Consider the following 24,289-nt stretch of genomic DNA (forward strand, 5'->3'; position numbering starts at 1 on the left):
ACCAGATTTCGATCGAGGCGGCGCAGCCGAAGCTCGATCTCGGCGTGCTCAGGGATTTGTCCTCGAAGAAGATCGTGCTCGGCGTGCTCGACCTCGGCGATCCGGAAATCGAAACCGTTGCGGTGATTGCCGGTCGCATCCGCAACGGCCTGAAATACGTCGCCGCGGAACGGCTGATCCCGGCACCCGACTGCGGCATGAAATACATGCCGCGCCACATCGCCTTCGGCAAGCTGAAGGCGATGTGCGACGCTGCGGCGATGGTGCGGAAGGAAATCGGTTGATCCCTCGTCGCCCCGGCGAACGCCGGGGCCGATACGCCGCGGCCTATCGTTCGGGCAGGGATGTGGAAACCGGGTTGTTTCGCGCCCACAACAACGTCAACCCATCTTGAACTTGCTGTAAGCCTCCGCCGTCGCAATGATGACGTGCTCGGCGCAGCCGTTGCGGCGGTGCGGATCGCATCGGGTCTCGTAGTCTTCAGACGTCATCATGTCGAGAAAAGCGGCGACCGAGGGGTAATACACCAGCGCCAGATAGTCCCACTGGTTGCCGTGCCGTTCGCCCAACGCGACCGTCTTTGCGTCGCCGGTCCACAGCAGGGTGCCGCCGCGCGCCTTGATCATCGGCACCGTCAGGGCGCTGTAGCGCAAATACGCATCCCAGCCCGAGCCGTCGCCATCGAGCGAGCGGTCATGAAACCGCATCAGGTTCACCATCACGACCGGCTCCTGCTGCTCCAGTCCCTTCAGCCCAACGATATTCAACAGATCCACGCTCATTGCCTGCTCCTCGCCCGCTCTGATTCCGGCATTGTAGCATTGCGGATGCGGGACTTGTCGCGCGGTGGAATTCCGGCACAACTGCCCCGCAGCACATGACAATTCGCGCGCCGCCGCCTGCCCCCGGTCCGGTCAGATGGCTCAACAACCAGCCCTATCTGCTCCTGAGCCTGACCTCGCTGTTCTGGGCCGGCAATATCGTGCTCGCACGCTACGTTGCCGGCCATGTGCCGCCGATGACGCTGTCCTGCGTGCGCTGGATCGGCGCCTTCCTGATGCTGCTGCCGTTTGCCTGGCCGCATCTGAAGCAGGACTGGCCGGCGATGCGCGCACGCCTGCCCCTGATGGTGGGGCTGTCGGCTACCGGTTTTGCCTTCAACAACGCGATTTCCTACTGGGCGCTGCAATATACCGAGGCGCTCAACGCGCTGTTGATCCAGTCGTCGGGACCGCTGTTCGTGGCGCTGTGGTCGCTGCTGCTGTACGGGATACGATTGAGCCTCGCGCAATTCGCCGGCATCACGATCTCGCTCGCGGGCGTGCTGACGATCCTGCTGCGCGGCGATCTCGCGGCGCTGGTCAATATCCAGTTCAACCGCGGCGACGTGATGTTCGCCGGCGCGGTGCTGAGTTTCGGGCTGTATTCGGCGCTGATCACGCGGCGGCCGAGAATCCACCCGCTGTCGCTGATCTGCTTCACCATCGGCTGCGGCGCGCTGCTGTTGCTGCCGTTCTCGGTCTGGGAGTTCTCCAACGGCGTCCGGCTGAAGCCGGATGCGCTGACGCTTACGACGGTGATCTACGTCATGATCTTTCCCTCGACGCTGGCCTATTTGTTCTTCAACCGCGGCATCGCGCTGATCGGGCCGAACCGCGCCTCGCCGTTCCTGCATCTGGTGCCGGTGTTCGGCTCGGCGATGGCGATCCTGCTGCTTGGCGAGCAGCCGCGCCTGTTCCATCTGACGGGATATCTGCTGGTGCTGGCCGGTGTGGTGATCGCCTCGAGACCTGCATCGGCGGCAGTCTGAGCCGCGGAGCAGTACCGGCTTTCGTTTTGGCCCCGGGCAGGCTAGCGTGGAAGGCAAGAAATCCATCAGAAAGCCCCAACAAGGCTCCAAGGGAGACGAAACGGAATGATTTCGCTATCGACACAACGCCTGGGTGCGGCTGCGGCCTTCGCAGTGATTTTCGCCGGACTGACACCCGCGGCATCGGCGCAGGCGCCCTATCCGAATCGCAACATCACGCTGGTGCTGCCGTTCGCCGCCGGCAGCGGCACCGATACCACGACGCGCCTGATCTCGAAGGAAGTCGGCATCGGGCTGGGCGTGAGCATGGTGATCGAAAACAAGGCGGGCGCCAACGGCTCGATCGCGGCGAGTTATGTCGCCCGGTCGGCGCCGGACGGCTACACGCTGTTCGTGACGACGAATACCACGCATTCGGCAAATCCCTATTTGCTGAAGACCATGAGCTACGATCCGATCAAGGACTTCACGCCGATCGCCCGGACCGGCGACCTGCCCTTCATGCTGGTGATCCATCCCGACATTGCCGCGAACTCGGTGGCCGAGCTGATCGCGCTGGCCAAGAAAGACCCCGGCAAGCTGTCCTATGCCAGCGGCAGTTCGTCGGCGAGCGTTTCGGGCGCGACGTTTGCCCGCCTCGCGGGCATCGATATGCTGCACGTCCCCTACAAGAGTTCACCGCCGGCCCTGACCGATCTGATCGCCGGCCGCGTCTCCATGATGTTCATCGACGTTCCGACCGGGCTGCCCCATGTCAACGCAAAAGCGCTCAAGGCGCTTGCGGTCACGACCAAGCGCCCCTCGGCGCTGTTGCCCCACCTTCCCACCATGGACCAGACGGTAAAGGGATTCGACATCACCTCGTGGCAGGGCTGGCTCGCTCCAGCCAACATGCCGAAGGAGCTCGTCACCAGGCTGAACGCGGAAATTCGCAAGGTAATCGAGCGGCCGGACATCAAGAGCCAGCTCGGCGAGCGCGGTATGGAAGCTTTCTCCGGCACCCCGGAAGAGTTCGATGCGTTCCTGAAGGAGCAGCTCGTGCTATGGGAGAAGCTGATCACGGACGCCGGCATCGAGAAGCAGTAAAGGCGCAGCTTGCGTGGCACGGACGCGATCATAACCAACACCGAAATGTCAAATCGGGGAACATAATATGCCGAAATTCAGGGTGGTGACGCCGAAGGGCGCGAGCTTCACGGTCGCCGGCGGCGGCTATGATTATGAGAAAGAGGCGCTCGACCCGATCGGCGCCGAGATCGTCGAGGCGCCGGCCAACGAGGCCGAATTCATCGCCGCCGCCCGCGGCGCTGACGCCATCTACGCCAAGGGCATGCCGATTACCAAGGCGGTCATCGATGCCCTCGAAAACTGCAAGGTGATCACGCTCGGCAGCGTCGGGGTCGATAGCGTGGACGTGAAAGCCGCCACTGCGCGCGGCATTCCCGTCACCAACATTCCCGATACTTTCATCGAGGAAGTCGCCGACCACGCCATGATGTTGCTGCTGGCCGGCTTTCGCCGGCTGGTCGCGCAGGACCGGATGGTCCGGGAAGGCCGCTGGTCGGAGGGCCGCCCGGCGCTGCTCAAGATCCCGCGCCTGATGGGCCAGACGCTTGGCTTTATCTCGTTCGGCCGGGTGGCCCGCGCGGTCGCCAAGCGCGCCGCGCCGTTCGGACTGCGAATGATGGCCTACGATCCCTTCATTCAGGAAACGCTGATGTCGGATCATGGCGTGATACCGGCGACCCTGTCCGAAGTGCTTTCGCAGTCGGACTTCCTGTCGATGCACGCCCCGGCGCGGCCGGAGGTTCACCACATGCTCGGCGAGAAGCACTTCCGGCAGATGAAGCCGAGCGCCATCTTCATCAACACCGGGCGCGGCCCGACCGTCGATGAGGAAGCGCTGATCAGGGCGCTGCAGGAGGGCTGGATCGCCCACGCCGCCCTCGACGTGCTGGAAAAGGAACCGCCGTCGCACAACAATCCGATGCTGGGCATGGAAAACGTCACCCTGACCGCCCATGTCGCCTCGGCATCGGCACGCTTCGACGAGGCGCGCAAACGCCGCGTCGGCTACGAATTGTCGCTGGTGCTGCAGGGCATGTGGCCGGTAAGCTGCGTCAATCCGTCGGTGCTGCAAAACACCTCGCTTCGGCGCTGGCAACCTGTCAGCATGGACCGCGGCCCGAACAGCTAAGACTGCAGCCCGCCCTCCACAAGCGTCACACACGTTTCATCAATTCGTCAGCGCGCCGTAACACGCGCTGCGCAGAACACCGCATGGTCAATTCCAGGAGGCTAACCATGCGCATGTCATTGCTTTGTTCCGTCGCGTCGATCGTTCTGGCCACGGGGGCCGCGTTCGCGCAAGGCGAAGGCGAGTTTCCCGCCACGCTCAAGGGCCATGCCGTGCTGCCGGCGCAATCCTTTGTCGAAGCGCCGGCCGACGCACCTGCCGATCTCAAGACTGCGGGCAAATACACCACCGGCCGCCGGGTCGACGCCATCGGCAGCGTGATGGGAAAATCCTATGAGCGTCCGACCGGCGTGTCGCTGCCGTTCAAGGGCCAGCCGCTGCAGGGCCATTCCGGCATCAAGGTGATGCCCGACGGCTCGTTCTGGGTGCTCACCGACAACGGCATGGGCTCGCGTTACAACTCGGCCGATTCGATGCTGTATCTGAACCGGCACAAGATCGACTGGGCGACCGGCAAGGTCGACCGCCAGGAAACCGTGTTCCTGCACGATCCCGACAAGAAGGTGCCGTTCCGCATCGTCCACGAGGACAGCGCCAAGCGCTATCTCACCGGTGCCGACTTCGACACCGAGGGCTTTCAGATCGTCGGCGATACCTTCTGGATCGGCGACGAGTTCGGCCCCTACATCCTGAAGGCCGACAAAACCGGCAAGGTGCTGGCGGTGTTCGACACTCTGGCCGACGGCAAGCCGGTGCGTTCGCCGGATCATTGGTCGGTGCAGTCGCCGGGCGCGCCCGGCGCCAGCTACACCACCGTCAACCTGCGCCGCTCCAAGGGCTATGAAGGCTTCGGCGGCTCGAAGGACGGCAAGTTCCTGTACGGCCTGCTGGAAGGCCCGTTGTGGGATGCCGAGAAGAAGGACGTGGAAAAGATCGACGGCAAGGAAGCCGCGCGCATCCTCGAATTCGACGTCGCGGCGGAAAAATTCACCGGCCGCTACTGGCAATATGTATTCGAGAACAACGGCCACGCCATCGGCGACTTCAACATGATCGACGCCACCAGCGGCCTGATCATCGAGCGCGACAATGGCGAAGGCACCGCGGACAAGGCCTGCCCGCAGGGCACCCGCGGCGAAGCCTGCTTTCCGGACCTGGCCAAATTCAAGCGCGTCTACAAGGTCGAACTGTCGGACGCCAATGTCGGCAAGCCGGTGCGCAAAATCGCCTATATCGACCTGATGAAGATCCGGGATCCCGACAACAAGGCGAAGAAGCCGCTCAACGACGGCGTGCTGACCTTCCCGTTCTTCACCATCGAAAACGTCGATCGCGTCGATGCCACCCACATCATCGTCGGCAACGACAACAACCTGCCGTTCTCGTCGAGCCGCGATCCCAACAAGGCCGACGACAATGAATTCGTGCTGCTGGAAGTCGGCGATTTCCTGAAGGCGAAGTAGGTTGCCGTCCACCCGTCCTGGTTCTTCCCTTCTCCCCTTGTGGGAGAAGGTGGCGCGAAGCGCCGGATGAGGGGTTTCTATCCCCAGGCACACTACTCGTTGCACCAACCCCTCACCCGTCCGCGATGCTTCGCATCGCGTCCACCCTCTCCCACAAGGGGAGAGGGGCAGAAGATGCCTTAGCAACGAACATCTACCCGCCCGGCGTCATGACGACGCCCTTGTCCTTGGGCCAGCGCACGCGCCAGGCGAACGCGATGTCCTTGACCTCGCCGGGCCTGGCCTCGAACGCCCATTCCAGCACGCCGCGGCGCTCGCGCAGATTGGTCGCGGTCGGCGGGGTGGTCGAGGGCAGCATCTCGACCTGGATTTCCTCGTTCTCGCTGACCGGCAACTGGTCCTCGATCGCAATCCGGATCGGGAAGTCATGGCCGTTGCGCACGGTGGTCTTGAAGCTGCGTTCGTCGGTCTTCGAGGTCGTCACGATCAGGCCCGCCGATCCCTCGTTGCGTTTGACCACGGTGCGCTCGATCTTGACCTTGTCGTCGGCCCCGAAGCCGAGCCGCACCGGCTCGCCCCTGGCCGCGCTCGCCATCTGGCCGCGGCCGACAAACACGCCGTCGCGATAGATCGAGACCCGGCCCGGCAGCAATGGCGCGTCCTCGCTTTGCACGAAACGGGCTTCCAGAAACGCCGTGAGATCCCTGACCGGTACGGAGCGCACCGCCAGATCGGGCGCGATGGTCGCGGTGGACACGCGCAGGCTCTTGGCGCCTTCGCTGGCGCCGAGGCTGACCCGGCCGGGAATCCGGAATGTGACCTGGAAACCGCCGACTTCGACCGCCGCTTCCTGCTCGTCGGCGCGCCTGGCAACAGCTTCCGCCGCCATCGGCGGGGCCGGCATCGAACGTGGCTTGGCGGCATCCGAGACGGCGGACGCGGCCAGCGGACGCGGCGGTTGCGGATATTGCACGATCAGGGAATTCAGTTCGGGAGCACTGCCGCCGCGCGCGGTCCGGACGGTCGAGACCGCCAGCGCCACATTCGACCAGTCCTCGCCCGTGGTCTGCGTGATCTCGGCGCGGCGCACCAGTTCGAGCGCGGGCTTGCGGTCCTTGGTTCCGGTGTCGAGCCGGGCGTCGTACAGCGGCGCCCAGCGCGCCTGGCGCACGGCATAGGTCACCCGCAGCGTCGCCTTCGCAGCGCTGGCGGCGGCGAGATCGATCCGGACCTCGAGCTTGCTCGGCGGCCTGGTCGCCCGGTCGGATTCGAGCCGCGCGATCTCGCGGTCGAGGTCGCGCTGCTTGCGTTCGGCGTCGCGGATCGCTGTGTCAGCGCTGGCAACTTCCTCGGCGACCGCGGCAAAGGCCGCGCGCCACTCGGACAGCGGACGCGCCTCGCCCTTCTCGCCGAGCCCTGCGGGAGCAGATTCGGCAAAGCGCTCGGCGAATTTTCGGCGCGCGGCGGCGGCATGGATCGCACCGGTGAGATTGGCGCGCTCGTCCTTCAGCACCTCGATGCGCTTGTCGAGTTCCGGCAGGTTGGCCGGCGGCGCGGCACGCGGCGGCCTGGTGTCGATGGCGCCGATGGTGAATTTCGCTCCTGCCTCGCCCTCGACCCGCAGCGAGGACGGATCCAGCGTCAGCGGAAAATCCTTCGCTACCAGGGTGCTGTCGCCGGACGGCAGGTCGAGCGTGATCAGGCGCGTCACGCTGGCGCCATCGGGATAGACCGTGACGGCATCGACGGCCGAGGTGGCCGCGAGTTCGGCCGCTTGCGCCGGGATGGCGACAAGCGCGACCAGGCCGGTCGTGACAAGAATGCTGGCAATCGTTCGCATGAATTTCCTCCCTCAAATATCCGCGCAGCGCGAGGCCCTGGCCGGTCCAGCGGTGCGGGACTGGCAAAAGTCGCATCACCACCTGTGATGAGACGCTGCGATCATGGAACCGGTTCGATTGAGGTAACCGTAAGGCGCGGCCAAGGCGGCGCGGCGGCGGCCGGGGAGCAATCGGCAGCTGGAAAGTATCGCACCTTCCCCTGAAGGGATCCCTTCAGGAGAAGGTGAAATCGCGCGCCTTAAAATACCAGCGCCTTGGCCTGCTTGACCTGCGGCAGCGCCTGCACCTTGGCGAGCACGTCCGCCGGCACCGCGCCGTCGACCTCGACCAGCGCGATGGCGTCGCCGCCCGGCGCGTTGCGGCCGAGATGGAAGGTGGCGATGTTGAGCCTGGCGTCGCCGAGCAGGCTGGCGAACTTGCCGATGAAGCCGGGCTTGTCCTCGTTGGTGATGTAGATCATCGACTTGCCGAACTCGGCGTCGACCCGGATGCCCTTGATGTCGACCAGCCGCGGCTTGCCGTCGGCATAGACGGTGCCCGACACCGAGCGCTCCTGCCGCTCGGTGGTGACGGTGACCGTGATCAGACTCTCGTAATCGCTCTGCGCCGCGCGCACGATCTCGTCGACCACCATGCCGCGCTCCTTGGCCACCACCGGCGCCGAGACCACGTTGACGTCGCCGAGCATCGGCCGCAGCAGGCCCGACAATGCCGCCGAAGTCAGCGCCTTGATCTTCATCTCGGCGACGTGGCCCTCATAGGTGATCTGCACCTTGAGGATGCCGCTCTCGGTCAGTTGGCCGGCGAACGAGCCGAGCTTTTCGGCGAGTTCGATGAACGGCTTCAGCTTCGGCGCCTCTTCCGCCGTGATCGACGGGAAGTTGACTGCGTTGGAGATCGCGCCGCTCAACAGATAATCCGACATCTGCTCGGCGACCTGAAGTGCGACGTTCTCCTGCGCCTCGGTGGTGGCAGCGCCAAGATGCGGCGTGCAGATCACGTTGGGATGGCCGAACAGCACGTTCGCGGTGGCCGGCTCCTCGACGAATACGTCGAACGCGGCGCCCGCGACATGCCTGGAGTTCAGGGCATCGACCAGTGCCTGCTCGTCGACCAGCCCGCCGCGCGCGCAATTGATGATGCGCACGCCCTTCTTCATTTTCGCCAGCGCCGCCGCGTCGATGATGTTCCTGGTCTTCTCGGTCAGCGGCGTATGCAGCGTGATGAAATCGGCGCGCTTGAACAAACCTTCGAGCTCGACCTTCTCGACGCCGATATCCCTGGCGCGCTCCGGCGACAGGAACGGATCGAACGCGATCACCTTCATGCGCAGGCCCAGCGCCCGGTCGGCGACGATCGCGCCGATATTGCCGCAGCCGATCACGCCCAGCGTCTTGCCGGTGATCTCGACTCCCATGAAGCGGTTCTTTTCCCACTTGCCGGCCTGGGTCGAGGCGTCGGCCTGCGGAATTTCGCGCGCCAGCGCCAGCATCAGCGTGATCGCATGTTCGGCGGTCGTGATCGAATTGCCGAACGGCGTGTTCATCACGATGATGCCCTTGGCCGTGGCGGCGGGGATCTCGACATTGTCGACGCCGATCCCGGCGCGGCCGATCACCTTCAGCCGTGTCGCCTTCTCGATGATCTTGGCGGTGGCCTTGGTGGCCGAGCGAATCGCCAGCCCGTCATAATTGCCGATGATTTCGGCGAGCTTTTCCTTGTCCTTGCCGAGGTTGGGCTGGAAATCGACGTCGATGCCGCGATCCCTGAAGATCTGCACGGCAGCAGGCGACAGCGCGTCGGAAATCAGAACTTTGGGCTTTGTCATGGAATGTGATCCTTCACCCTCCCCTGGAGGGGGAGGGTCGGCGCGGAGCGCCGGGGTGGGGTGAAACTGTCGATGTGAAATTCGGTGTGCGTCGAGTTGAGAGAAAGATCACCCCACCCCGCCGCACCTTAAGGTGCGTCGACCCTCCCCCTTCAGGGGAGGGTGAAGTGATCTACGCCGCCTTCGGAAGCGCGGCCTTCATTTCCGCGAACGCCCAGTCGATCCACTGCGTCAGCAGCGCGACGTCGCCGGCTTCCACCGTGGCGCCGCACCAGATCCGCAGGCCCGCGGGCGCATCGCGATAATGCGCAAAATCGTAGCCGGCGCCTTCCTTCTCCACCAAAGCCACCAGCTTCTTGGAGAAATCGGCCTGCGCATCCGCGCTCAGCGACGTGATGGCGGGATCGACCACCTTCATGCACACCGAGGTGTTGGAACGGATCGCCGGATCTTTCGCCAGGAAATCGATCCACGGCGTCTTCGCCTTCCAGTCGGCCAGCACTTTGGTGTTCGCATCGGCACGCGCCATCAGGCCCTTGAGGCCGCCGACAGACTTCGCCCAGTTCAGTGCGTCGAGATAATCTTCCACGCACAGCATCGACGGGGTGTTGATGGTCTCGCCTTCAAAGATGCCCTCGTTGAGCTTGCCGCCCTTGGTCATGCGGAAGATTTTCGGCAGCGGCCAGGCCGGGGTGTAGCTCTCGAGCCGCGCCACCGCGCGCGGTGACAGCACCAGCATGCCGTGCGCGGCTTCGCCGCCCAGCGCCTTCTGCCAGGAGAAGGTCACGACATCGAGCTTGGCCCAGTCGAGCTTCTGCGCGAACGCCGCCGAGGTGGCGTCGCAGATGGTCAGGCCTTCGCGGTCGGCGCTGATCCAGTCGGCATTGGGAACGCGCACGCCTGACGTGGTGCCGTTCCAGGTGAAGACGATGTCGGTAGCGGGATCGGCCCTGGAAAGATCGGGGATTTCGCCATAGCCGGCATGCAGCCTGGTGACGTCCTTGAGCTTCAATTCCTTGACGATGTCGCTGACCCAGCCCTCGCCAAAGGATTCCCAGGCGATCGTGGTGACCGGCCGCGCGCCGAGCAGCGACCACAGCGCCATCTCGACCGCGCCGGTATCGGACGCCGGCACGATGCCGATCCTGTAACCGGCCGGCACTTCAAGCACTTCGCGCGTCAGTTCGATCGCGAGCTTGAGCTTGGCCTTGCCGATTTTCGCGCGATGCGAACGGCCGAGGGCGGCGTCCTTGAGATTTTGGGCGGTCCAGCCGGGGCGCTTGGCACAGGGGCCGGAGGAGAAATGCGGCACATTCGGCCGCAATGCGGGCTTCGCAGCAGTCATGTTCTATCCTTCCAGATAGCTAGCCTCCCGTTGGGGGGAGGTGTCCCGCCGCGGTGCATAAGGGAAACGCCTGGAATCGTCAAGGAAGTTTCGGGCCGGGCCGGTATCACCCTGGTATCAGCCATGAATTCCGGGATTCACAGGTGAGTCATGACTGGTACACCGCCACGATCGACGGAGCGGCTTGCGAATCCGGATGCCGGAACCAAGGCGCCCTAGCGTACCGGCGCTAGCCCGAGAGCCCGTTCGGCCTCGGTGATCCAGCGCCGGATCGAGGCATAGCCGTCGAGGTGGAAGCCGCCCTGATGCGCCAGGCGCGTATAGGCCAGCAGCGCGACGTCGGCGAGCGTCACCGCGTTGCCAACCATGAACGGCGTCAGGGCGAGCTGATGCTCCATTCGCGCCAGCGCGAAATAACCGCGCTTGATCTTGTCGGGATCGAGGTCGGACGCCGCCTTGCCGAGATACACCATCTGGAAGCGGCACACCGCCACATAAGGCTCGTGGCTGTATTGTTCCCAGAACAGCCACTCGTCCATCTTCGCCGCGGCAAAGTCGTCCGCGGGGATGAGATCGCTGCCGCGCGCGAGATAGCGGATGATGGCGTTGGACTGGGCCAGCACGCGGCCGTCATCGAACACGACCGTCGGAACCTGGCCCGCGCCGTTGAGCCTGAGAAATTCCGTGGTCCGCGTCTCGCCCTTGAGCGTGTCGACGCTGATCCACGTATAGGGCAGCGCGAGCCTGTCGCAGACCCATTTTACCTTCAGGCAATTGCCGGAATTGGTATCGCCGTAGATTTTCATGGCTGGCCACCATTCTCAGGAGAACGCTAGACCAGCAGCCGAAATCCGTCCTGTCAACAGGTTCGGACGAAGCGCAGGGTTGCAGCCTGTTCAGTCAGAACTTGTAGCCGAGGCCAGCGCGGACGGTATTGATCTGCGTATCGACCGATGATGCGAAGCGGACGTATTCCCACTCTGCCCGCAGAAACAGACCTGCCGTCAGCATCACGTCAACGCCGAGCCCGCCGGAATAGCCATAAATCAGGTGACTGTAGACGCCGTCGGTGGCGCTAAAATTGAACGGGATAATTTGAAAGCCGGGAGCCGCGCCCACATTGACCGCGACCCCGTGAATATGGGCCGTCTTGGTGATGTTGGCCTGCCCGAGCGCAACGCCACCGAACAGATAAGGCAGAAAGGAGCCAACGGCGTAACCGGCGCGAAGGCGCAGCGTCGCCATATCGGAAATCGCGATCGTACTCCTGCTGTCATAGGTGACATCGTTGGTATAACCGAGGGAATCGACGAAGGAGCGACTCATGGTGCCGGTCGCCGACCCGCCGAACTTGCCATGCACGTAATTGGCCTCGACGCCGAGAACAACATCGTCCCATTGCGAGTTGTAACCGGCGAAGGCGCCATAGCCGTGGCCATGGACCGACACCTTGCCGCCACCGACCGGCCAGCTCGATACCCCTCCCGCAGCTTCCATCGCCGTATTGGCAAGCAAAGCAGCCGCAACCGTTCTCGTCGAACCGGTGAAGTTCATGTCGGACGTGCCAAAACTCCCCTGGCCGCCGATGTAGGCGCCTTGCCAGTAGACGGGTCGGGTCGTCAGCCCCTCGGTGAAGGAGCCGCGAAGGAACGGCAGGTCCGCCGCCTGCGCACCGGACGCCGCCCCGAACATGATTGCCGCCAGCAAGACCCTACGCATTGCAACGCTCCATCGAACATACTCTGATCTGGCGCTGATCATCCCCTGTTAACCTTAACCAATGGTTGTCGCGGGTGCGTCAATCGGCATGTTCCCTTGTGAAAAGCTGCGATTTCCCGGAGGGCCGACTGCGAAGTCCGGTAGCCGCGAACAGCAAAACGGCGCGGGAAGTTCCCGCGCCGTTAGGAAATGTTAAAGCGATCGAGGATTCGATCAGCCCTTGCGCATCAGCGGCGGCGCATAGACCGGCGGGCTGCTCAGATCCCAGCGCACGCCGAGCTTGAGGTCATGCGAGGTGATGCTCTTGAACGTCGTCGGGTTGTTGACGTTGTTGATGCCGTCGAAGGTGCGCAGGTCGCCGGTCAGGCCATCGCCCATGTCGAGATAGCGATAGGCGAGTTCGACGGTGAAATTCGGCGTGACCTTGTAGGCGACACCGGCGTGCACCGCCCAGGCCAGATTCCACTTCGCGACGCTGTCACCGAAGGCGACGCCGCCAGCGGGCGTATTGGTGTCAGTGAAGTTGTTGATGGCAACCCGTGCGCCGCCGACGCCGGCGCCGATGAACGGGGTCATGCACCACCAGGTGCCGAGATCGACGTAGGCGTTGCCAAGCACCACCCACTCGTTCTTGCTGGCGTTATAGGTGTTAACGCCGTACGAAGGGCCTGCATAAGTAAGGTTATCCGTTCCAAAGAACTGCGAATTGCCGCGATACTCACCGGTGACGTCGGCGCGGAACCAGTTGTTGACCTTGTAGCCGACGCCGAGCCCGAAAATGCCCGCGGTTCCGAAGCTGTTGCGCTGCACCGACGTGGGGGAACCGACGGTATCGAGCACGTTGTTCAGGCGCTCGACCCGCTGATTGCTGAAACCGATATCGCCACGCAGATACCAGCCGCCGAAGTCCTCGACGATGGGAGCCGGCGCATATGCCGGCGGCGGCATGATGGCCATGTCGGCTGCGAACGCGACCGACGACAGCATGGATGCCGCTCCGGCGGCAACGAGAAACTTAACGCTACGCATTGGCTTCGTCCTTTTGTCCGGTGAGGCAGACAACGGAGGCCTCACATCAAAAACTCACGGTCGGAAGATGCCTCAAAATACTTAAGCGGCACTTAACCCTAATTATTAAGGTTGATAATCCGTTGCGCACGACCTGCCCCGCCTATGCGGACCGCGGCGAGATCACGCGGCATTTCAATAATTTCCGAGCCATCACGCGCGGCAAGAAATGGATTTCATTTTTCTGACGCGCTCTGAAATTTTTCGTGGCGACGAAATCGGCCGCGCGAAAAATGGCGGAACCGTCACAATCGCTAACAATGTATTGACGGAAATCCCGCGCGCCCCGCGCAAGCCGCCGGCGTCAGCGCGCCGCTTTCGGCATCTTCGGCAGGAACACCGCGAGCAACCCGATCGCCGGCAGGAACGCGCAGACCTGATAGACGAATTCAAGGCCGGTATGGTCGGCGACCCTGCCGAGCACGGCAGCGCCGACACCGCCGATGCCGAATGCAAATCCGAAGAACACCCCCGAGATCATCCCGAACCGGTGCGGCACCAATTCCTGCGCGAACACGATGATCGACGACGTCGCCGAGGAAATGATCAGGCCGATGATCACCGTCAGCACCGCGCTGGCGAACAGCCCGGCATAAGGCAGCGCCAGCGTGAACGGCAGCGCCCCGAGAATGGAGAACCACAACACGTATTTGCGGCCGAAGCGGTCGCCGAGCGATCCGCCGAAGAAGGCGCCGGCGGCGTTGGCGGCGAGAAACAGGAAGAGATAAAGCTGCGCCGCCTGGGTCGATACCTGGAACTTCTCGATCAAATAGAAGATGTAATAGCTCGACAGGCTCGAGACATAGAGCTGCTTCGAGAACAGCAGCGCAACCAGCACCACCAGCGCGACCTTGACCCGGCGCGAGTTCGGCGCGTCCGGATGCGACGGCGGCAACGTCTTCTTCGTCGTGATCTGCGGCCGGTACCAGAGCCCGATCCGCCACAGGATGATGATGGCCAGAAACGCGATCGAGGAAAACCATGCGATGCTGGGCTGGCCGAACGGCACCACGATCAGCGCGGCCAGCAGCGGCCCCATCGAAGTCCCGAAGCTGCCGCCGAGCTGGAATACCGATTGCGCGAAACCGTAGCGTCCGCCGGAGGCCAGCCGGGCGATCCGCGCCGACTCCGGATGGAACACCGCCGAGCCCAGCCCGACCAGTGCCGCCGCGATCAGGATCACCGGGTATTGCTGCGCGACGCTGAGCAGCAGCAGGCCGAAAAACGTGAATCCCATGCCGATGGCGAGCGAGAACGGCTGCGCCTTCCTGTCGGTGAAATGCCCGATCACGGGCTGCAGCAGCGAGGCGGTGAACTGGAACGCCAGCGTGATCATGCCGATCTGCGCGAAGTCCAGCGCGTAATTGTCCTTCAGGATCGGATACACCGACGCGATCAGCGACTGCATGGTGTCGTTGAGGAAATGCGACAGGCTGATGCCCACCAGCACGACATAGGCCGGCCCGGTCGCGGCCGCGGCCTTCGCGGCGGCGGGCGTGGTGAGGTCCGGCACCAGCACCGGCGCGACCAGCGCCTCTTCACTGACGATAACGGGCTTGTTCAACGGCCAAAATCCCGGATTCGGAAGAGCCATCACTCCTCCTACGACGGCGGCGCCGTGCCGACCAGCGCCAATAGATAATAGCTGCGATGCGCGGTCGGGCGCTTACGCGGCCGCGGCTTGCCCGAGCGCGGAGACGATATGATCGACCACTTCCTCGACCAGATTGCGATCGTCGCCCTCGCCCATCACCCGGATCACGGGCTCGGTGCCGGAGGAGCGTACCAGCAGCCGGCCATGGCCGTTGAGGCGCTTTTCGCCGTCCACGATGGCGGATTTGACGTCGGCGTCGTCGAGCGGCTTGCCGCTGCGGTAGCGCACGTTCTTCAGGATCTGCGGCAGCGGATCGAAGCGATGGCAGACCTCCGACACCGGGCGGCGAAGCTTTTGCACCACCGCCAGCACCTGCAATGCGGCGACGAAACCGTCGCCGGTGGTGGCGTAGTCCGACAGGATGATGTGGCCGGAAGGCTCGCCGCCGACATTGTAGCCGCGGCCGAGCATCTGTTCGAGCACATAGCGGTCGCCGACCGGCGTCCGGATCAGTTCGATGCCCTGCCCGTCGAGGAAACGCTCCAGCCCGAGGTTCGACATCACGGTGGCGACGATGCCGGGCTTGGCGAGCCGGCCGTCTTCCTTCCAGCTCTGGGCGATCACCGCCAGCAGCTGGTCGCCATCGACGATGTGTCCGCGCTCGTCGACCAGGATGACCCGGTCGGCGTCGCCGTCGAGCGCGATGCCGATGTCCGCGCGCATCTCGCGCACCTTGCGGCTCAGCGCTTCCGGCGAAGTGGAGCCGCATTCCTTGTTGATGTTGAAGCCGTCGGGTTCGACGCCGATGGAAATGACGTCGGCGCCGAGCTCCCACAGCGCTTCCGGCACCACCTTGTAGGCCGCGCCATTGGCGCAATCGATCACCACGCGCAGGCCGTCGAGGCTGAGATCGCGCGGCAGCGTGCGTTTGGCGAATTCGATGTAGCGGTCATGGACGCCGTCGATGCGGCGGGCGCGTCCGAGGCTGGCGCTCTGCGCCAGCTTCTTGTCCAGTGATTCGTCGAGCAACTGCTCGATCTGCTTCTCGACGTCGTCGGAAAGCTTGAAACCCTGCGGGCCGAACAGCTTGATGCCGTTGTCCTCGAACAGGTTGTGCGAGGCCGAGATCATCACGCCGAGATCAGCGCGCATCGACTTCGTCAGCATCGCCACCGCCGGCGTCGGCATCGGGCCGAGCAGCAGCACGTCCATACCGACCGAGGTGAAGCCGGCCACCATGGCGTATTCGATCATGTAGCCCGACAGCCGCGTATCCTTGCCGATCACGACGCGGTGGCGATGCTCGCCGCGCTGAAATATCAGCCCCGCGGCCTGCCCGACCTTGAGCGCCAGCTCCGGCGTGATCAGACCATTGGCGCGGCCCCGAATCCCGTCCGTCCCGAAATATTTGCGGCTCATGGTACCCCCAGCATCTCCGCGACTTCTCCAACCACCCGGCGAGAAACCGCGAACGCCCGCCTACCATGGCGTGCAAGGGGGTTATAGTGCTTCGGGAGCTAAAATGGCTTCAAAAAATATGATGAATCATTACTGGCGGCCGAACCGCCGTGCCGAGCCTAACGTGTTGTTATAAAAGGAATTACTTCCGGGCGGGAACCGCGTCGGCAGGCCGGAGATTCGCGGCGTTTGACGGGATGGTCGGCTTTCGAGGGCGGCGGCTGGGTCACGCGGACCGAATCCTATGCCGGAAAAGGCCGGTCATGGAGGCCTCCCGATGGCTTCCCGAGAGGCGATTTTGCCGGGCCCCCGTGCTAGATGATCCGTCAAAGCACAAAGCGACGAGGGGCCGGGAACGCTTATGAAACACATCACCTGCATCGAGGATCTGCGTCAGGTCCACAAGCGCAAAGTGCCGAAGGCGTTCTTCGACTACGCCGATCGCGGTTCCTATTCCGAGGACACGCTGCGCGCCAATGTCGACGACCTGCAGGCCATCAAATTCCGCCAGCGCGTCCTGGTCGACGTCTCGAAACGCGACCTTTCAACCACCATCCTCGGCGAGCCCGCCGCGATGCCGCTGATCCTGGCGCCGGTCGGGCTGACCGGCATGCAGTATGGCGACGGCGAAATCCACGCCTGCCGCGCCGCGCAGGCCGCGGGGATTCCCTACACCCTCAGCACGATGTCGTGCTGCTCGATCGAGGACGTCGCCGCCAATGTCGACAAGCCGTTCTGGTTTCAGCTCTACGTCATGAAGGACCGCGGCTTCATCAAGGCCCTGATCGAGCGCGCTATCGCGGCGAAATGCAGCGCACTGGTGCTGACCGTCGATCTGCAGGTGATCGGACAGCGCCATGCCGACATCAAGAACGGCATGACGGTGCCGCCGGAATGGTCGCTGTCGAAACTGGTGGATTTCGCCAGCAAGCCGGCCTGGGTCGCCGGCGTGCTGCGCGGCAAGCGCCGCACCTTCGGCAATCTGGTCGGCCATCTCAAGGGCACCGACGACATCACGGCGCTGGGCACCTGGATCGCGACCCAGTTCGACACCTCGCTGAACTGGAACGACATCGCGTGGATCCGCAGCATCTGGCCCGGCCAGCTGATCCTGAAGGGCATTCTCGACGTCGAGGACGCCGAGGAAGCGGCCAGGACCGGCGCCGAGGCACTGGTGGTCTCCAACCATGGCGGCCGCCAGCTCGACGGCGCGCCGTCGTCGATCGAAGCCTTGCCCGAGATCGTCGACGCGATCGGCGCGCAGATGGAAATCATGTTCGACGGCGGCATCCGTTCCGGCCAGGACGTGATGCGCGCGCTGGCGCTCGGCGCCAAATCCTGCATGATCGGCCGCGCCTATATTCACGGCCTCGGCGCCTTCGGCGGCCCCGGCGTCGACAAGGCGCTCGACATCCTGCGCAACGAACTCAGCGTCACCATGGGCCTGTGCGGCGTGAACACCATCGCCGAGATCGACGACCACGTGCTGGCGATCTAGACGGGACCCAAACTCCATCGTCGTCCCGGCCAAGCGAGCAAAGCGAGCGCCGAGCCGGGACCCATAGCCGCCGATGTTAACGTAGCGAAGAGCTGTTGCGGCATCGCATGCAACAATGACATTTGTGGTTAGGGGTCCCTGCGTTCGCAGGAACGACCCGTTGAGAGAGCTGCCCTTACACCTTTTTAAGATCAGCCTCGACCAGCGCCCGAAGCTCCGGTGTGACCTGCGGGCGCTGGCCGAACCACAATTCGAAGCCGCGCACCGCCTGGTGCAGCAGCATGCCGAGGCCGTCGGCGACTTGTAGTCCGCGCCCGCGCGCGGCGGCCAGCAACGGCGTTTCCAGCGGCACATAGACGAGATCGGCGACCACGGCGTGCGGCGGCAGCAAAGCGAGGTCGATCTTGAGTGCCGGCTGGCCATGCATGCCGAGCGACGTGGTATTCACCAGCAGGCCCGCGCGCGGCAGCACGTCGGCGACCGCATCCCACGCGACCGGATGTACAGACGCGCCGAATTGATCGGCCAGCGCGCGCGCGCGATCGAGGGTGCGGTTGGCCAGATGGACGCGCTTGATGCCGCGCTCGATCAGTCCGAACACCACCGCGCGGGACGCGCCGCCGGCCCCAAGCACCAGGGCGTCTTCGGCGCGGTCCCATCCGGGCGCGCAGGCGTCGAGATTGTTGATGAAGCCCTCGATGTCGGTGTTGGTCGAGCGCAGTTCGCCGCCCTCGTACCACAGCGTATTGGCGGCGCCGACCGCGCGGGCGCGGGCGTCCGGCTTCGACAGCGCCAGCGCCTGCTCCTTGTGCGGCAGCGTGACGTTGGCGCCGACGAAGCCGCGCAGCGACAGCCGGAACACAAAATCCTTGAACTCGTCGGGCGGCACCGCCTCGATGACATAGCCGCCCGCGATGCCGAGGGTGCGCAGCCAGTAATGATGGATCAGCGGCGAGCGCGAATGCGCCGCCGGCCATCCGATCAGGCACGCGGCGGGGGGTTTTTTCACTGAAGTCATCGTCGATCCTGCTGCGGCAGCTTGAAGCGCATCGCCGCTGCTCAAATCGGGCAAGCCGGCGGCGCTGTCAATGCCCACTGATCGGGCTGGACCAGGCGCGTCAGCCGTTCCATTCGCAGACCTCTTTTTCATGGACTTCCCGGAAGCCGACCCGCTGCAAATTCTGGCCACAGCGTCTCGCCGAGTTGATTGCGGGATGCCGCTACGTCGCCGGCGCAGCCGCGCTTCAACGACAGCTCGATTTGGTTCATGGGCCCTCGCCGGCGGCGATGCGAGGCGGATCCGGCGCGGCGTCAGGAATTTCAATCGAGCCTTTGATGTCGGCGACCGCCCGCGCGATGGTTTCGCGGTAACGGGCATTCGGCGGCCGCACCCCGTGGGTCAGCAGCGCGCGGCGCACGACCGGCGAGGCGCCGGTGATAAATAACTTGATGCCCTGGCGCTTCGCCCTGGCCGCGACCCGGCTCATGGCATTGGCCGCGGTGGAATCCAGGAACGGCACCGCGGCGAAATCGACCACGAAGGCATTGCGGCGGTCGGCGATGCTGTCGAGCACCGTGCCGACGCTGGAGGCCGCACCGAAGAAGAAGGCGCCGGTGATACGGTACACCCGCACGTCCGGATCGGCGGCAAGGCTGGGATCGTAGGGCACGCGGTCGCCGTCGGAATCGTCGGCGCGGTCATCGCCCGCCAGCGGCGCTGCCGCCTCGACGCCGGTCATTTCCGCCATGCGATGGATGAACAGCACGGCGCCGAGGGCAAAGCCGACCAGGATGCCTTCGGTGAGATCGCGAAAGATCGTCAGCAGGAAGGTGGCGAGCAGCACGGTCGCATCCCCCCAGGAGGAACGGACCAGGGTCGCGAATTCGTACTTCTCCGCCATGTTCCAGGCGACCACCGCCAGCACGGACGCCAGCGCCGCGAGCGGAATGTAACTCGCCAGCGGGGCGGCGATCAGCATGAACCCCAGCAGGAACAGCGAATGCAGCATGCCGGCGACCGGACCGCGCGCGCCGGCGCGGATGTTGGTCGCGGTGCGCGCGATGGTGCCCGTGACGCAGATGCCGCCGAACAGCGCCGAGCCGATATTGGCAAAGCCCTGCGCCACCAGCTCGCAATTGGAGCGATGGCGACGGCCGGTCATGCCGTCGGCCACCACGGCCGAGAGCAGCGACTCGATGGCGCCGAGCAGCGCGAAGGCGATGGCGTCGGGCAACACCATCCGCGCCTTCTCCAGCGAGACCAGCGGCCATGACGGCCACGGCATCTGCGCGGGAATGCCGCCGAACTTCGTGCCGATGGTCTCCACCGGCAGCGACAGCGCGAAGGTCGCGAGCGCGGCGATGACGACGGCGATCAGGATGCCCGGCCATTCCGGCCGCAGCTTTCGGACGCCGACGATGATGGCGATGCAAACAATCGAGATCGCGATGGCCGCCGCATTGGCGGTGTGCAGCGAACGCGCCAGTACGTCCAGTTTCGGAATCAGTTCGCCCGGCTCCTTCGCCGCCAGCGAAATGCCGAACAGATCCCGGAGCTGGCTGGCGAAGATGATGACGGCGATGCCGGCGGTGAATCCCACGGTCACCGGATAGGGAATGAATTTGATGTAGGTGCCGAGCCGCAGGAAGCCCGCGGCGATCAGCAAGGCGCCGGCCATCAGGGTGGCGAGGATGACGCCGTCGAGACCGTGGCGTTCGACGGTCAACGCCACCAGCACGATGAACGCGCCCGCCGGCCCGCCGACCTGAAACCGGCTGCCGCCGAGCAGCGAGACGATGAAGCCGCCGACCACGGCGGTGTACAGTCCGCGCTCCGGGCCGACGCCGGAGGCGATGGCGATCGCCATCGACAGCGGCAGCGCCACGATCGCCACCGTCAGGCCGGCGATCAGGTCGGCGCGAAAATCGTTCGCGCCATAGCCCTCGCGCAGCACCGTCAGCAGCTTCGGCGCATACAACTCGGCAAAGCTCGGCTTTTTGATATGCCGCAATACGTCATCGACCCCCGTTGCCCGATTGGAACCTTATCATGCCATGGAGTGCGCGGCGGGAAATTGAGCGAGGTCATGGCGGGCGCGCTTGGCTGGCCGGTCAAACCGGCTCCGCTCGTGGACATCGCTTCAACTGTTCGAAAAATACCTCGACGTCCGACCGCCCCTCGAATCCAGTCTTGGCTCCCTGAAAATCTTCGAACAGCGCCAGATGCCCGGCGAACGACGCCGGCGCCTGGCGCTCCCAGCAGGCTTCGCTATTGCCGTCGCATCGAGCCTTTGACACCATCATTAAATGGGGGTACGTTTAACAGCGTGAAAATCACGTTCGATCCGGTAAAGCGGCAGACTGCGCTTGACAGGCGCGGCCTGGAATTCGCCGACGCATCTTTGCCGGTCTGACGATTACCGTAGAGGACACGCGGCGAGACTATGGCGAAGCGCGGTTCCAGACGGTCGGATTCCTCGCAGATCGAATGATGATGGTTGTCTGGACGCCGCGTGACGAGGCCCGGCATGTTATTTCAATGAGAAAATGCAATGACCGCGAGAAAGCGATCTATCAAGAGCGATTTGACCAGGGTTGATGCGCACCGCATCACCAGGGCTGAATACGATAAGGCGCCCGAATTGACGAAGGCGATGCTGGATCGCGCGGAAATTCGCGACGGCGACAGGATTATCAAGCGCGGCCGCCCGCCTCTGCAACATCCGAAGGAGGCGGTGAAACTGCGACTCGACCATGACGTTCTCGCGGCCTATCGCAAGACCGGCACGGGATGGCAGACGCGCATCAATGCCGATCTGCGAAAGGCCGCGCGCAAGCTCACGGGCTAGGATCACGCCGCCACGCTGTGCGCGGCGATGATCTGGTCGGCGGCGCGGCCGGTGACTTCGGCCATGCGGTCGAAAGCCCGCGTAAAACTGCCGGCGCCGGCCGTGGCCGAGCGCAGCTCCACGATCAGTTCGCCGATCTCGGCTTCCGGCATCATGGCGCGGACGCGGTCCCAGCCGGGCCAGCCCTCGCGGGTGTCGAAGCCGAGAATCTGGCCGCGCCGCCCCGACAGGATGGCGTTGATCTTCGCGGTGGCCTCGGTCGGGCAGACGATGTCGACCACATGGATCGGCTCCAGCAGCACCGGCGCGCACTGCGGCAGCGCCTCGGCGACCCCGATCCGCGCCGCGGTGCGGAAGGCGAGATCGGAGGAGTCGACGCTGTGATAGGAGCCGTCGGTCAACGTCACCTGGACGTCGATCACGGGAAAGCCGAGCGGCCCTTTCAGCAAGCCGTCGACCACGCCCTCTTCCACCGCCCCGATGTAGTTTTTCGGCACCGCGCCGCCGACCACCTTTTCCCGGAACTCGAAGCCGCCGCCGCGCGGCATCGGTTTGACCTCCAGCACCACGTCGCCGAACTGGCCATGGCCGCCGGACTGCTTCTTGTGCCGGCCGCGCTGGGTGATCGATTTGCGGATGGTTTCGAGATAGCCGATCGAGGGCGCTTGCGATTTGACGTTGACGCCGAAGCGGTCCTTGAGCCGCTCCAGCGCCACGCGCAGATGCATCTCGCCCTGCCCCCACAGCACGATGTCGTGGGTGCGCGGGTTGTGGATCATGGTCAGCGAGGGATCCTCCTCGTTGAGCCGCAGCAGGGCCTGGCCGAGCTTGACGTCGTCCTTGCGGTCGGTGGCCGACAGCGACAGCGCCAGCACCGGCGGCGTCGGCTCGACGCCGACCAGCGCTTTCGGCGCGGTCTTGCCGCTCGACACGGTGTCGCCGGTCTTGACGGTGTCGAGCTTGCCGAGGGCGACCGTCTCGCCGGCTTCGGCGGCGGGACGCTTGCTGTCATGGCCGCCGCTCACCGAAAGAATCCCGGACACCCTGGCGTGCTCGCCCGATGACGACTGCAGCGTGGCGCCGTCGTCGAGGTGGCCGGCCAGCAGCCGCGTCAGCGACAGCTTGCCGCCGTGCTGCAGGTGCAGGGTCTTGAACACATAGGCCAGCGCGTCCTTTGGCGACGAGGCGCCGAGCCGTTTGGCGGTCGCGGTCACGTCGGGCGCTTCGTGCCGCAGCGCCTTCATCAACCGCAGCACGCCGTTCTCGCGGATCGCCGATCCCAGCAGCACCGGAGAGATCAGGCCTTCGCGCAGTTCGCGGGCGAGATCGTCGAACACCGCATCGCGCGGCGGCGCGATATCCTCCAGCAACTGCTCCATCAGCGCGTCGTCGTGATCGGCGAGCTTTTCCAGCATCGAGAAGCGGGCTTCCTTCTCGCGGTCGAGATCGCCGCCTTCCAGCGCCACCACTTCGGAGGCCTTGTGCTCGCGGTAGACGAAGGCGCGCTCCAGCGCGAGATCGACGAAACCCGCGATCAAATCGCCGTTCCAGATCGGGATCTGCCGCAGCACCAGCGGGATCCGCGATGCCGGCTGCAGCGTCGCCAGCGTCTCGCGGATGCGTTTCGACGCGCGGTCGATCTTGTTGAGAAACAAAAAGCGCGGAATGCCGAGATCCTCGAGCTCGCGCAGGATGATCTGGAGCTGCGGCAGCTTTTTCTCGTCCGCCTCGCAGACCACGACGGCGGCATCGACCGCCGGGAGCGCGGCGCGCATGTCATGCGCGAACTCGATCGAGCCGGGACAATCGATGAAGGTGTAGCTGTCGCCCATGAAAGTCGTGGTGGCGGCGGTGAGGCCGGTGCCCATCTTGTGATGGCGGGCCTCGGGGCTGGCGTCCCCGACCGAGGTTCCCTGGTCGACGCTGCCGGCGCGGGGGATGGCGCCGGTGCGCGCCATGATGGCTTCGAGAAGTGTGGTTTTACCGCTCTGGAAAGGGCCCACCAGCGCAATGCACCGGGGACCCGATTTTTTAGTGCCTGGGGGACTTCTGACGTCTTGTCCCATCGCCGCCTCCTTGGTGGGAGCTCGGCCCGTGATTGGGTCGGCAACTGGATGGTCCGCCCGTCCCGCGATTTTGGCAAGCGGGAAAATTTGGATGCAGTGCATTGTGAGGTGCACAGGGACGGGCGCATCAGTGTCATTGCGAACGAAGCCCTCTCCACTCGTCGTCCCGGCCTCCGAGCCGGGACCCATAACCACCGGCCGCAGTTGTCAAGCGAAGGCCGTCCAACAGCGTGCTAAATTGCGGCCGCCGCGGCGTGGGTCCCGGATCAGCGCTCGCTGTGCTCGCTTGTCCGGGACGACAGAATGCATTTTTCAGAAAATTTTCAAACAGCAGATTCACGTCCGCCTTCTCGCGGCATGATTTGCCCGAGGTTTGCATATCGTTCTCCCTCTAATGAGGGAGCAGGGAATGCCGGATGCGCGCTGCACCCGCGGTCCGGTCGGGCCTTGCGCACCTTTGCAAAGGCTGCAGGCAGCGGTCACTTCGCGTATTTGCCCGAAAGCTGCGGGGTGATGTCCGGGTACGCGCCTGGAGTCTTCTCCCTGGCCTCTTC

19 protein-coding genes and 1 pseudogene are annotated in these 24,289 nt (G+C 64.5%); 8 read left to right on the forward strand and 12 right to left on the reverse strand.

Features of this window, described 5'->3' with window-relative positions:
* Positions 1-284 (forward strand): annotated as a pseudogene (locus Q8N40_RS16685) (5-methyltetrahydropteroyltriglutamate--homocysteine methyltransferase); the annotation flags it as partial.
* A 96-nt stretch (positions 285-380) separates the two neighbouring features.
* On the opposite strand, the gene Q8N40_RS16690 reads toward Q8N40_RS16685, so the two are convergent.
* Complete coding sequence (locus Q8N40_RS16690; protein WP_305319224.1) at positions 381-782, reverse strand: DUF1330 domain-containing protein; 402 nt, start codon at positions 780-782, stop codon at positions 381-383.
* Between the two features lie 95 nt (positions 783-877).
* Between Q8N40_RS16690 and Q8N40_RS16695 the strand changes: the two genes are divergently transcribed.
* The 4 genes from Q8N40_RS16695 to Q8N40_RS16710 all read left to right on the forward strand — a co-directional run bounded on the left by Q8N40_RS16695 (position 878) and on the right by Q8N40_RS16710 (position 5,470).
* Positions 878-1,810: a DMT family transporter gene (locus tag Q8N40_RS16695; RefSeq protein ID WP_305712586.1), complete on the forward strand. Its 933-nt coding sequence runs from the start codon at positions 878-880 to the stop codon at positions 1,808-1,810.
* A gap of 105 nt (positions 1,811-1,915) precedes the next feature.
* Positions 1,916-2,896, forward strand: a complete 981-nt coding sequence (locus Q8N40_RS16700) for a tripartite tricarboxylate transporter substrate binding protein (protein ID WP_305712587.1) — start codon at positions 1,916-1,918, stop codon at positions 2,894-2,896.
* Positions 2,897-2,963: 67 nt separating this feature from the next.
* Complete coding sequence (locus Q8N40_RS16705) at positions 2,964-4,007, forward strand: C-terminal binding protein (protein ID WP_305319221.1); 1,044 nt, start codon at positions 2,964-2,966, stop codon at positions 4,005-4,007.
* A gap of 107 nt (positions 4,008-4,114) precedes the next feature.
* Positions 4,115-5,470 carry an esterase-like activity of phytase family protein gene (locus tag Q8N40_RS16710; protein ID WP_305712588.1) on the forward strand — a complete coding sequence of 452 codons (1,356 nt, stop codon included), beginning with the start codon at positions 4,115-4,117 and terminating at the stop codon, positions 5,468-5,470.
* Between the two features lie 193 nt (positions 5,471-5,663).
* On the opposite strand, the gene Q8N40_RS16715 is transcribed toward Q8N40_RS16710, so the two are convergent.
* The 8 genes from Q8N40_RS16715 to glmM all read right to left on the reverse strand — a co-directional run bounded on the left by Q8N40_RS16715 (position 5,664) and on the right by glmM (position 16,284).
* Positions 5,664-7,310: a mucoidy inhibitor MuiA family protein gene (locus Q8N40_RS16715; RefSeq protein ID WP_305712589.1), complete on the reverse strand. Its 1,647-nt coding sequence runs from the start codon at positions 7,308-7,310 to the stop codon at positions 5,664-5,666.
* A gap of 239 nt (positions 7,311-7,549) precedes the next feature.
* Positions 7,550-9,139, reverse strand: a complete 1,590-nt coding sequence (gene serA, locus Q8N40_RS16720) for a phosphoglycerate dehydrogenase (protein ID WP_305712590.1) — start codon at positions 9,137-9,139, stop codon at positions 7,550-7,552.
* 172 nt (positions 9,140-9,311) lie between these two features.
* Entirely contained in the window at positions 9,312-10,484 is a 1,173-nt protein-coding gene (locus Q8N40_RS16725) for a phosphoserine transaminase (RefSeq protein ID WP_305712591.1), read from the reverse strand.
* 215 nt (positions 10,485-10,699) lie between these two features.
* A complete protein-coding gene (locus Q8N40_RS16730) occupies positions 10,700-11,290 on the reverse strand; it encodes a glutathione S-transferase family protein (RefSeq protein ID WP_305319504.1) in 591 nt (196 codons plus the stop codon).
* A gap of 94 nt (positions 11,291-11,384) precedes the next feature.
* On the reverse strand, positions 11,385-12,203 hold the full coding sequence (locus Q8N40_RS16735) for an outer membrane protein (protein ID WP_305319508.1): 819 nt from the start codon (positions 12,201-12,203) through the stop codon (positions 11,385-11,387).
* A gap of 213 nt (positions 12,204-12,416) precedes the next feature.
* Positions 12,417-13,232, reverse strand: coding sequence for an outer membrane protein (locus Q8N40_RS16740; protein ID WP_305319505.1), 816 nt, complete (start codon positions 13,230-13,232; stop codon positions 12,417-12,419).
* Positions 13,233-13,575: 343 nt separating this feature from the next.
* Positions 13,576-14,835 (reverse strand): MFS transporter, encoded by a 1,260-nt coding sequence (locus Q8N40_RS16745; protein WP_305712592.1) that lies wholly within the window; start codon positions 14,833-14,835, stop codon positions 13,576-13,578.
* A gap of 102 nt (positions 14,836-14,937) precedes the next feature.
* Positions 14,938-16,284: a phosphoglucosamine mutase gene (gene glmM / locus Q8N40_RS16750; RefSeq protein ID WP_305712593.1), complete on the reverse strand. Its 1,347-nt coding sequence runs from the start codon at positions 16,282-16,284 to the stop codon at positions 14,938-14,940.
* 400 nt (positions 16,285-16,684) lie between these two features.
* On the opposite strand from glmM, the gene Q8N40_RS16755 reads away from it, so the two are divergent.
* Positions 16,685-17,821 carry an alpha-hydroxy acid oxidase gene (locus Q8N40_RS16755; protein WP_305712594.1) on the forward strand — a complete coding sequence of 379 codons (1,137 nt, stop codon included), beginning with the start codon at positions 16,685-16,687 and terminating at the stop codon, positions 17,819-17,821.
* 175 nt (positions 17,822-17,996) lie between these two features.
* Here the strand turns inward: Q8N40_RS16755 and Q8N40_RS16760 are convergent, their stop codons facing one another.
* Together Q8N40_RS16760 and Q8N40_RS16765 are read right to left on the reverse strand one after the other, a co-directional pair.
* Positions 17,997-18,839, reverse strand: a complete 843-nt coding sequence (locus Q8N40_RS16760) for a shikimate dehydrogenase (protein WP_305712595.1) — start codon at positions 18,837-18,839, stop codon at positions 17,997-17,999.
* A 247-nt stretch (positions 18,840-19,086) separates the two neighbouring features.
* Positions 19,087-20,832 carry a SulP family inorganic anion transporter gene (locus tag Q8N40_RS16765; protein ID WP_305712596.1) on the reverse strand — a complete coding sequence of 582 codons (1,746 nt, stop codon included), beginning with the start codon at positions 20,830-20,832 and terminating at the stop codon, positions 19,087-19,089.
* Positions 20,833-21,236: 404 nt separating this feature from the next.
* Between Q8N40_RS16765 and Q8N40_RS16770 the strand changes: the two genes are divergently transcribed.
* Together Q8N40_RS16770 and Q8N40_RS16775 are read left to right on the forward strand one after the other, a co-directional pair.
* Complete coding sequence (locus Q8N40_RS16770; RefSeq protein WP_371135729.1) at positions 21,237-21,419, forward strand: BrnT family toxin; 183 nt, start codon at positions 21,237-21,239, stop codon at positions 21,417-21,419.
* Positions 21,406-21,669 (forward strand): BrnA antitoxin family protein, encoded by a 264-nt coding sequence (locus tag Q8N40_RS16775; protein WP_371135728.1) that lies wholly within the window; start codon positions 21,406-21,408, stop codon positions 21,667-21,669. Before Q8N40_RS16770 ends, Q8N40_RS16775 begins: the two co-directional genes overlap by 14 nt.
* 2 nt (positions 21,670-21,671) lie before the next feature.
* Here Q8N40_RS16775 and Q8N40_RS16780 read toward each other — a convergent pair whose 3' ends face one another.
* Positions 21,672-23,735 carry an elongation factor G gene (locus Q8N40_RS16780; RefSeq protein ID WP_305712598.1) on the reverse strand — a complete coding sequence of 688 codons (2,064 nt, stop codon included), beginning with the start codon at positions 23,733-23,735 and terminating at the stop codon, positions 21,672-21,674.
* Positions 23,736-24,289: the final 554 nt, after the last annotated feature.

The sequence above is a fragment of the Bradyrhizobium sp. genome (assembly GCF_030693485.1).
Taxonomy (GTDB): domain Bacteria; phylum Pseudomonadota; class Alphaproteobacteria; order Rhizobiales; family Xanthobacteraceae; genus Bradyrhizobium.

Coding starts and splice junctions, on each gene's coding strand:
- Q8N40_RS16690 (WP_305319224.1), bottom strand. CDS start 782: ATGAGCGTGGATCTGTTGAATATCGTTGGGCTGAAGGGACTGGAGCAG.
- Q8N40_RS16695 (WP_305712586.1), top strand. CDS start 878: ATGACAATTCGCGCGCCGCCGCCTGCCCCCGGTCCGGTCAGATGGCTC.
- Q8N40_RS16700 (WP_305712587.1), top strand. CDS start 1,916: ATGATTTCGCTATCGACACAACGCCTGGGTGCGGCTGCGGCCTTCGCA.
- Q8N40_RS16705 (WP_305319221.1), top strand. CDS start 2,964: ATGCCGAAATTCAGGGTGGTGACGCCGAAGGGCGCGAGCTTCACGGTC.
- Q8N40_RS16710 (WP_305712588.1), top strand. CDS start 4,115: ATGCGCATGTCATTGCTTTGTTCCGTCGCGTCGATCGTTCTGGCCACG.
- Q8N40_RS16715 (WP_305712589.1), bottom strand. CDS start 7,310: ATGCGAACGATTGCCAGCATTCTTGTCACGACCGGCCTGGTCGCGCTT.
- serA (WP_305712590.1), bottom strand. CDS start 9,139: ATGACAAAGCCCAAAGTTCTGATTTCCGACGCGCTGTCGCCTGCTGCC.
- Q8N40_RS16725 (WP_305712591.1), bottom strand. CDS start 10,484: ATGACTGCTGCGAAGCCCGCATTGCGGCCGAATGTGCCGCATTTCTCC.
- Q8N40_RS16730 (WP_305319504.1), bottom strand. CDS start 11,290: ATGAAAATCTACGGCGATACCAATTCCGGCAATTGCCTGAAGGTAAAA.
- Q8N40_RS16735 (WP_305319508.1), bottom strand. CDS start 12,203: ATGCGTAGGGTCTTGCTGGCGGCAATCATGTTCGGGGCGGCGTCCGGT.
- Q8N40_RS16740 (WP_305319505.1), bottom strand. CDS start 13,232: ATGCGTAGCGTTAAGTTTCTCGTTGCCGCCGGAGCGGCATCCATGCTG.
- glmM (WP_305712593.1), bottom strand. CDS start 16,284: ATGAGCCGCAAATATTTCGGGACGGACGGGATTCGGGGCCGCGCCAAT.
- Q8N40_RS16755 (WP_305712594.1), top strand. CDS start 16,685: ATGAAACACATCACCTGCATCGAGGATCTGCGTCAGGTCCACAAGCGC.
- Q8N40_RS16760 (WP_305712595.1), bottom strand. CDS start 18,839: ATGACTTCAGTGAAAAAACCCCCCGCCGCGTGCCTGATCGGATGGCCG.
- Q8N40_RS16780 (WP_305712598.1), bottom strand. CDS start 23,735: ATGGGACAAGACGTCAGAAGTCCCCCAGGCACTAAAAAATCGGGTCCC.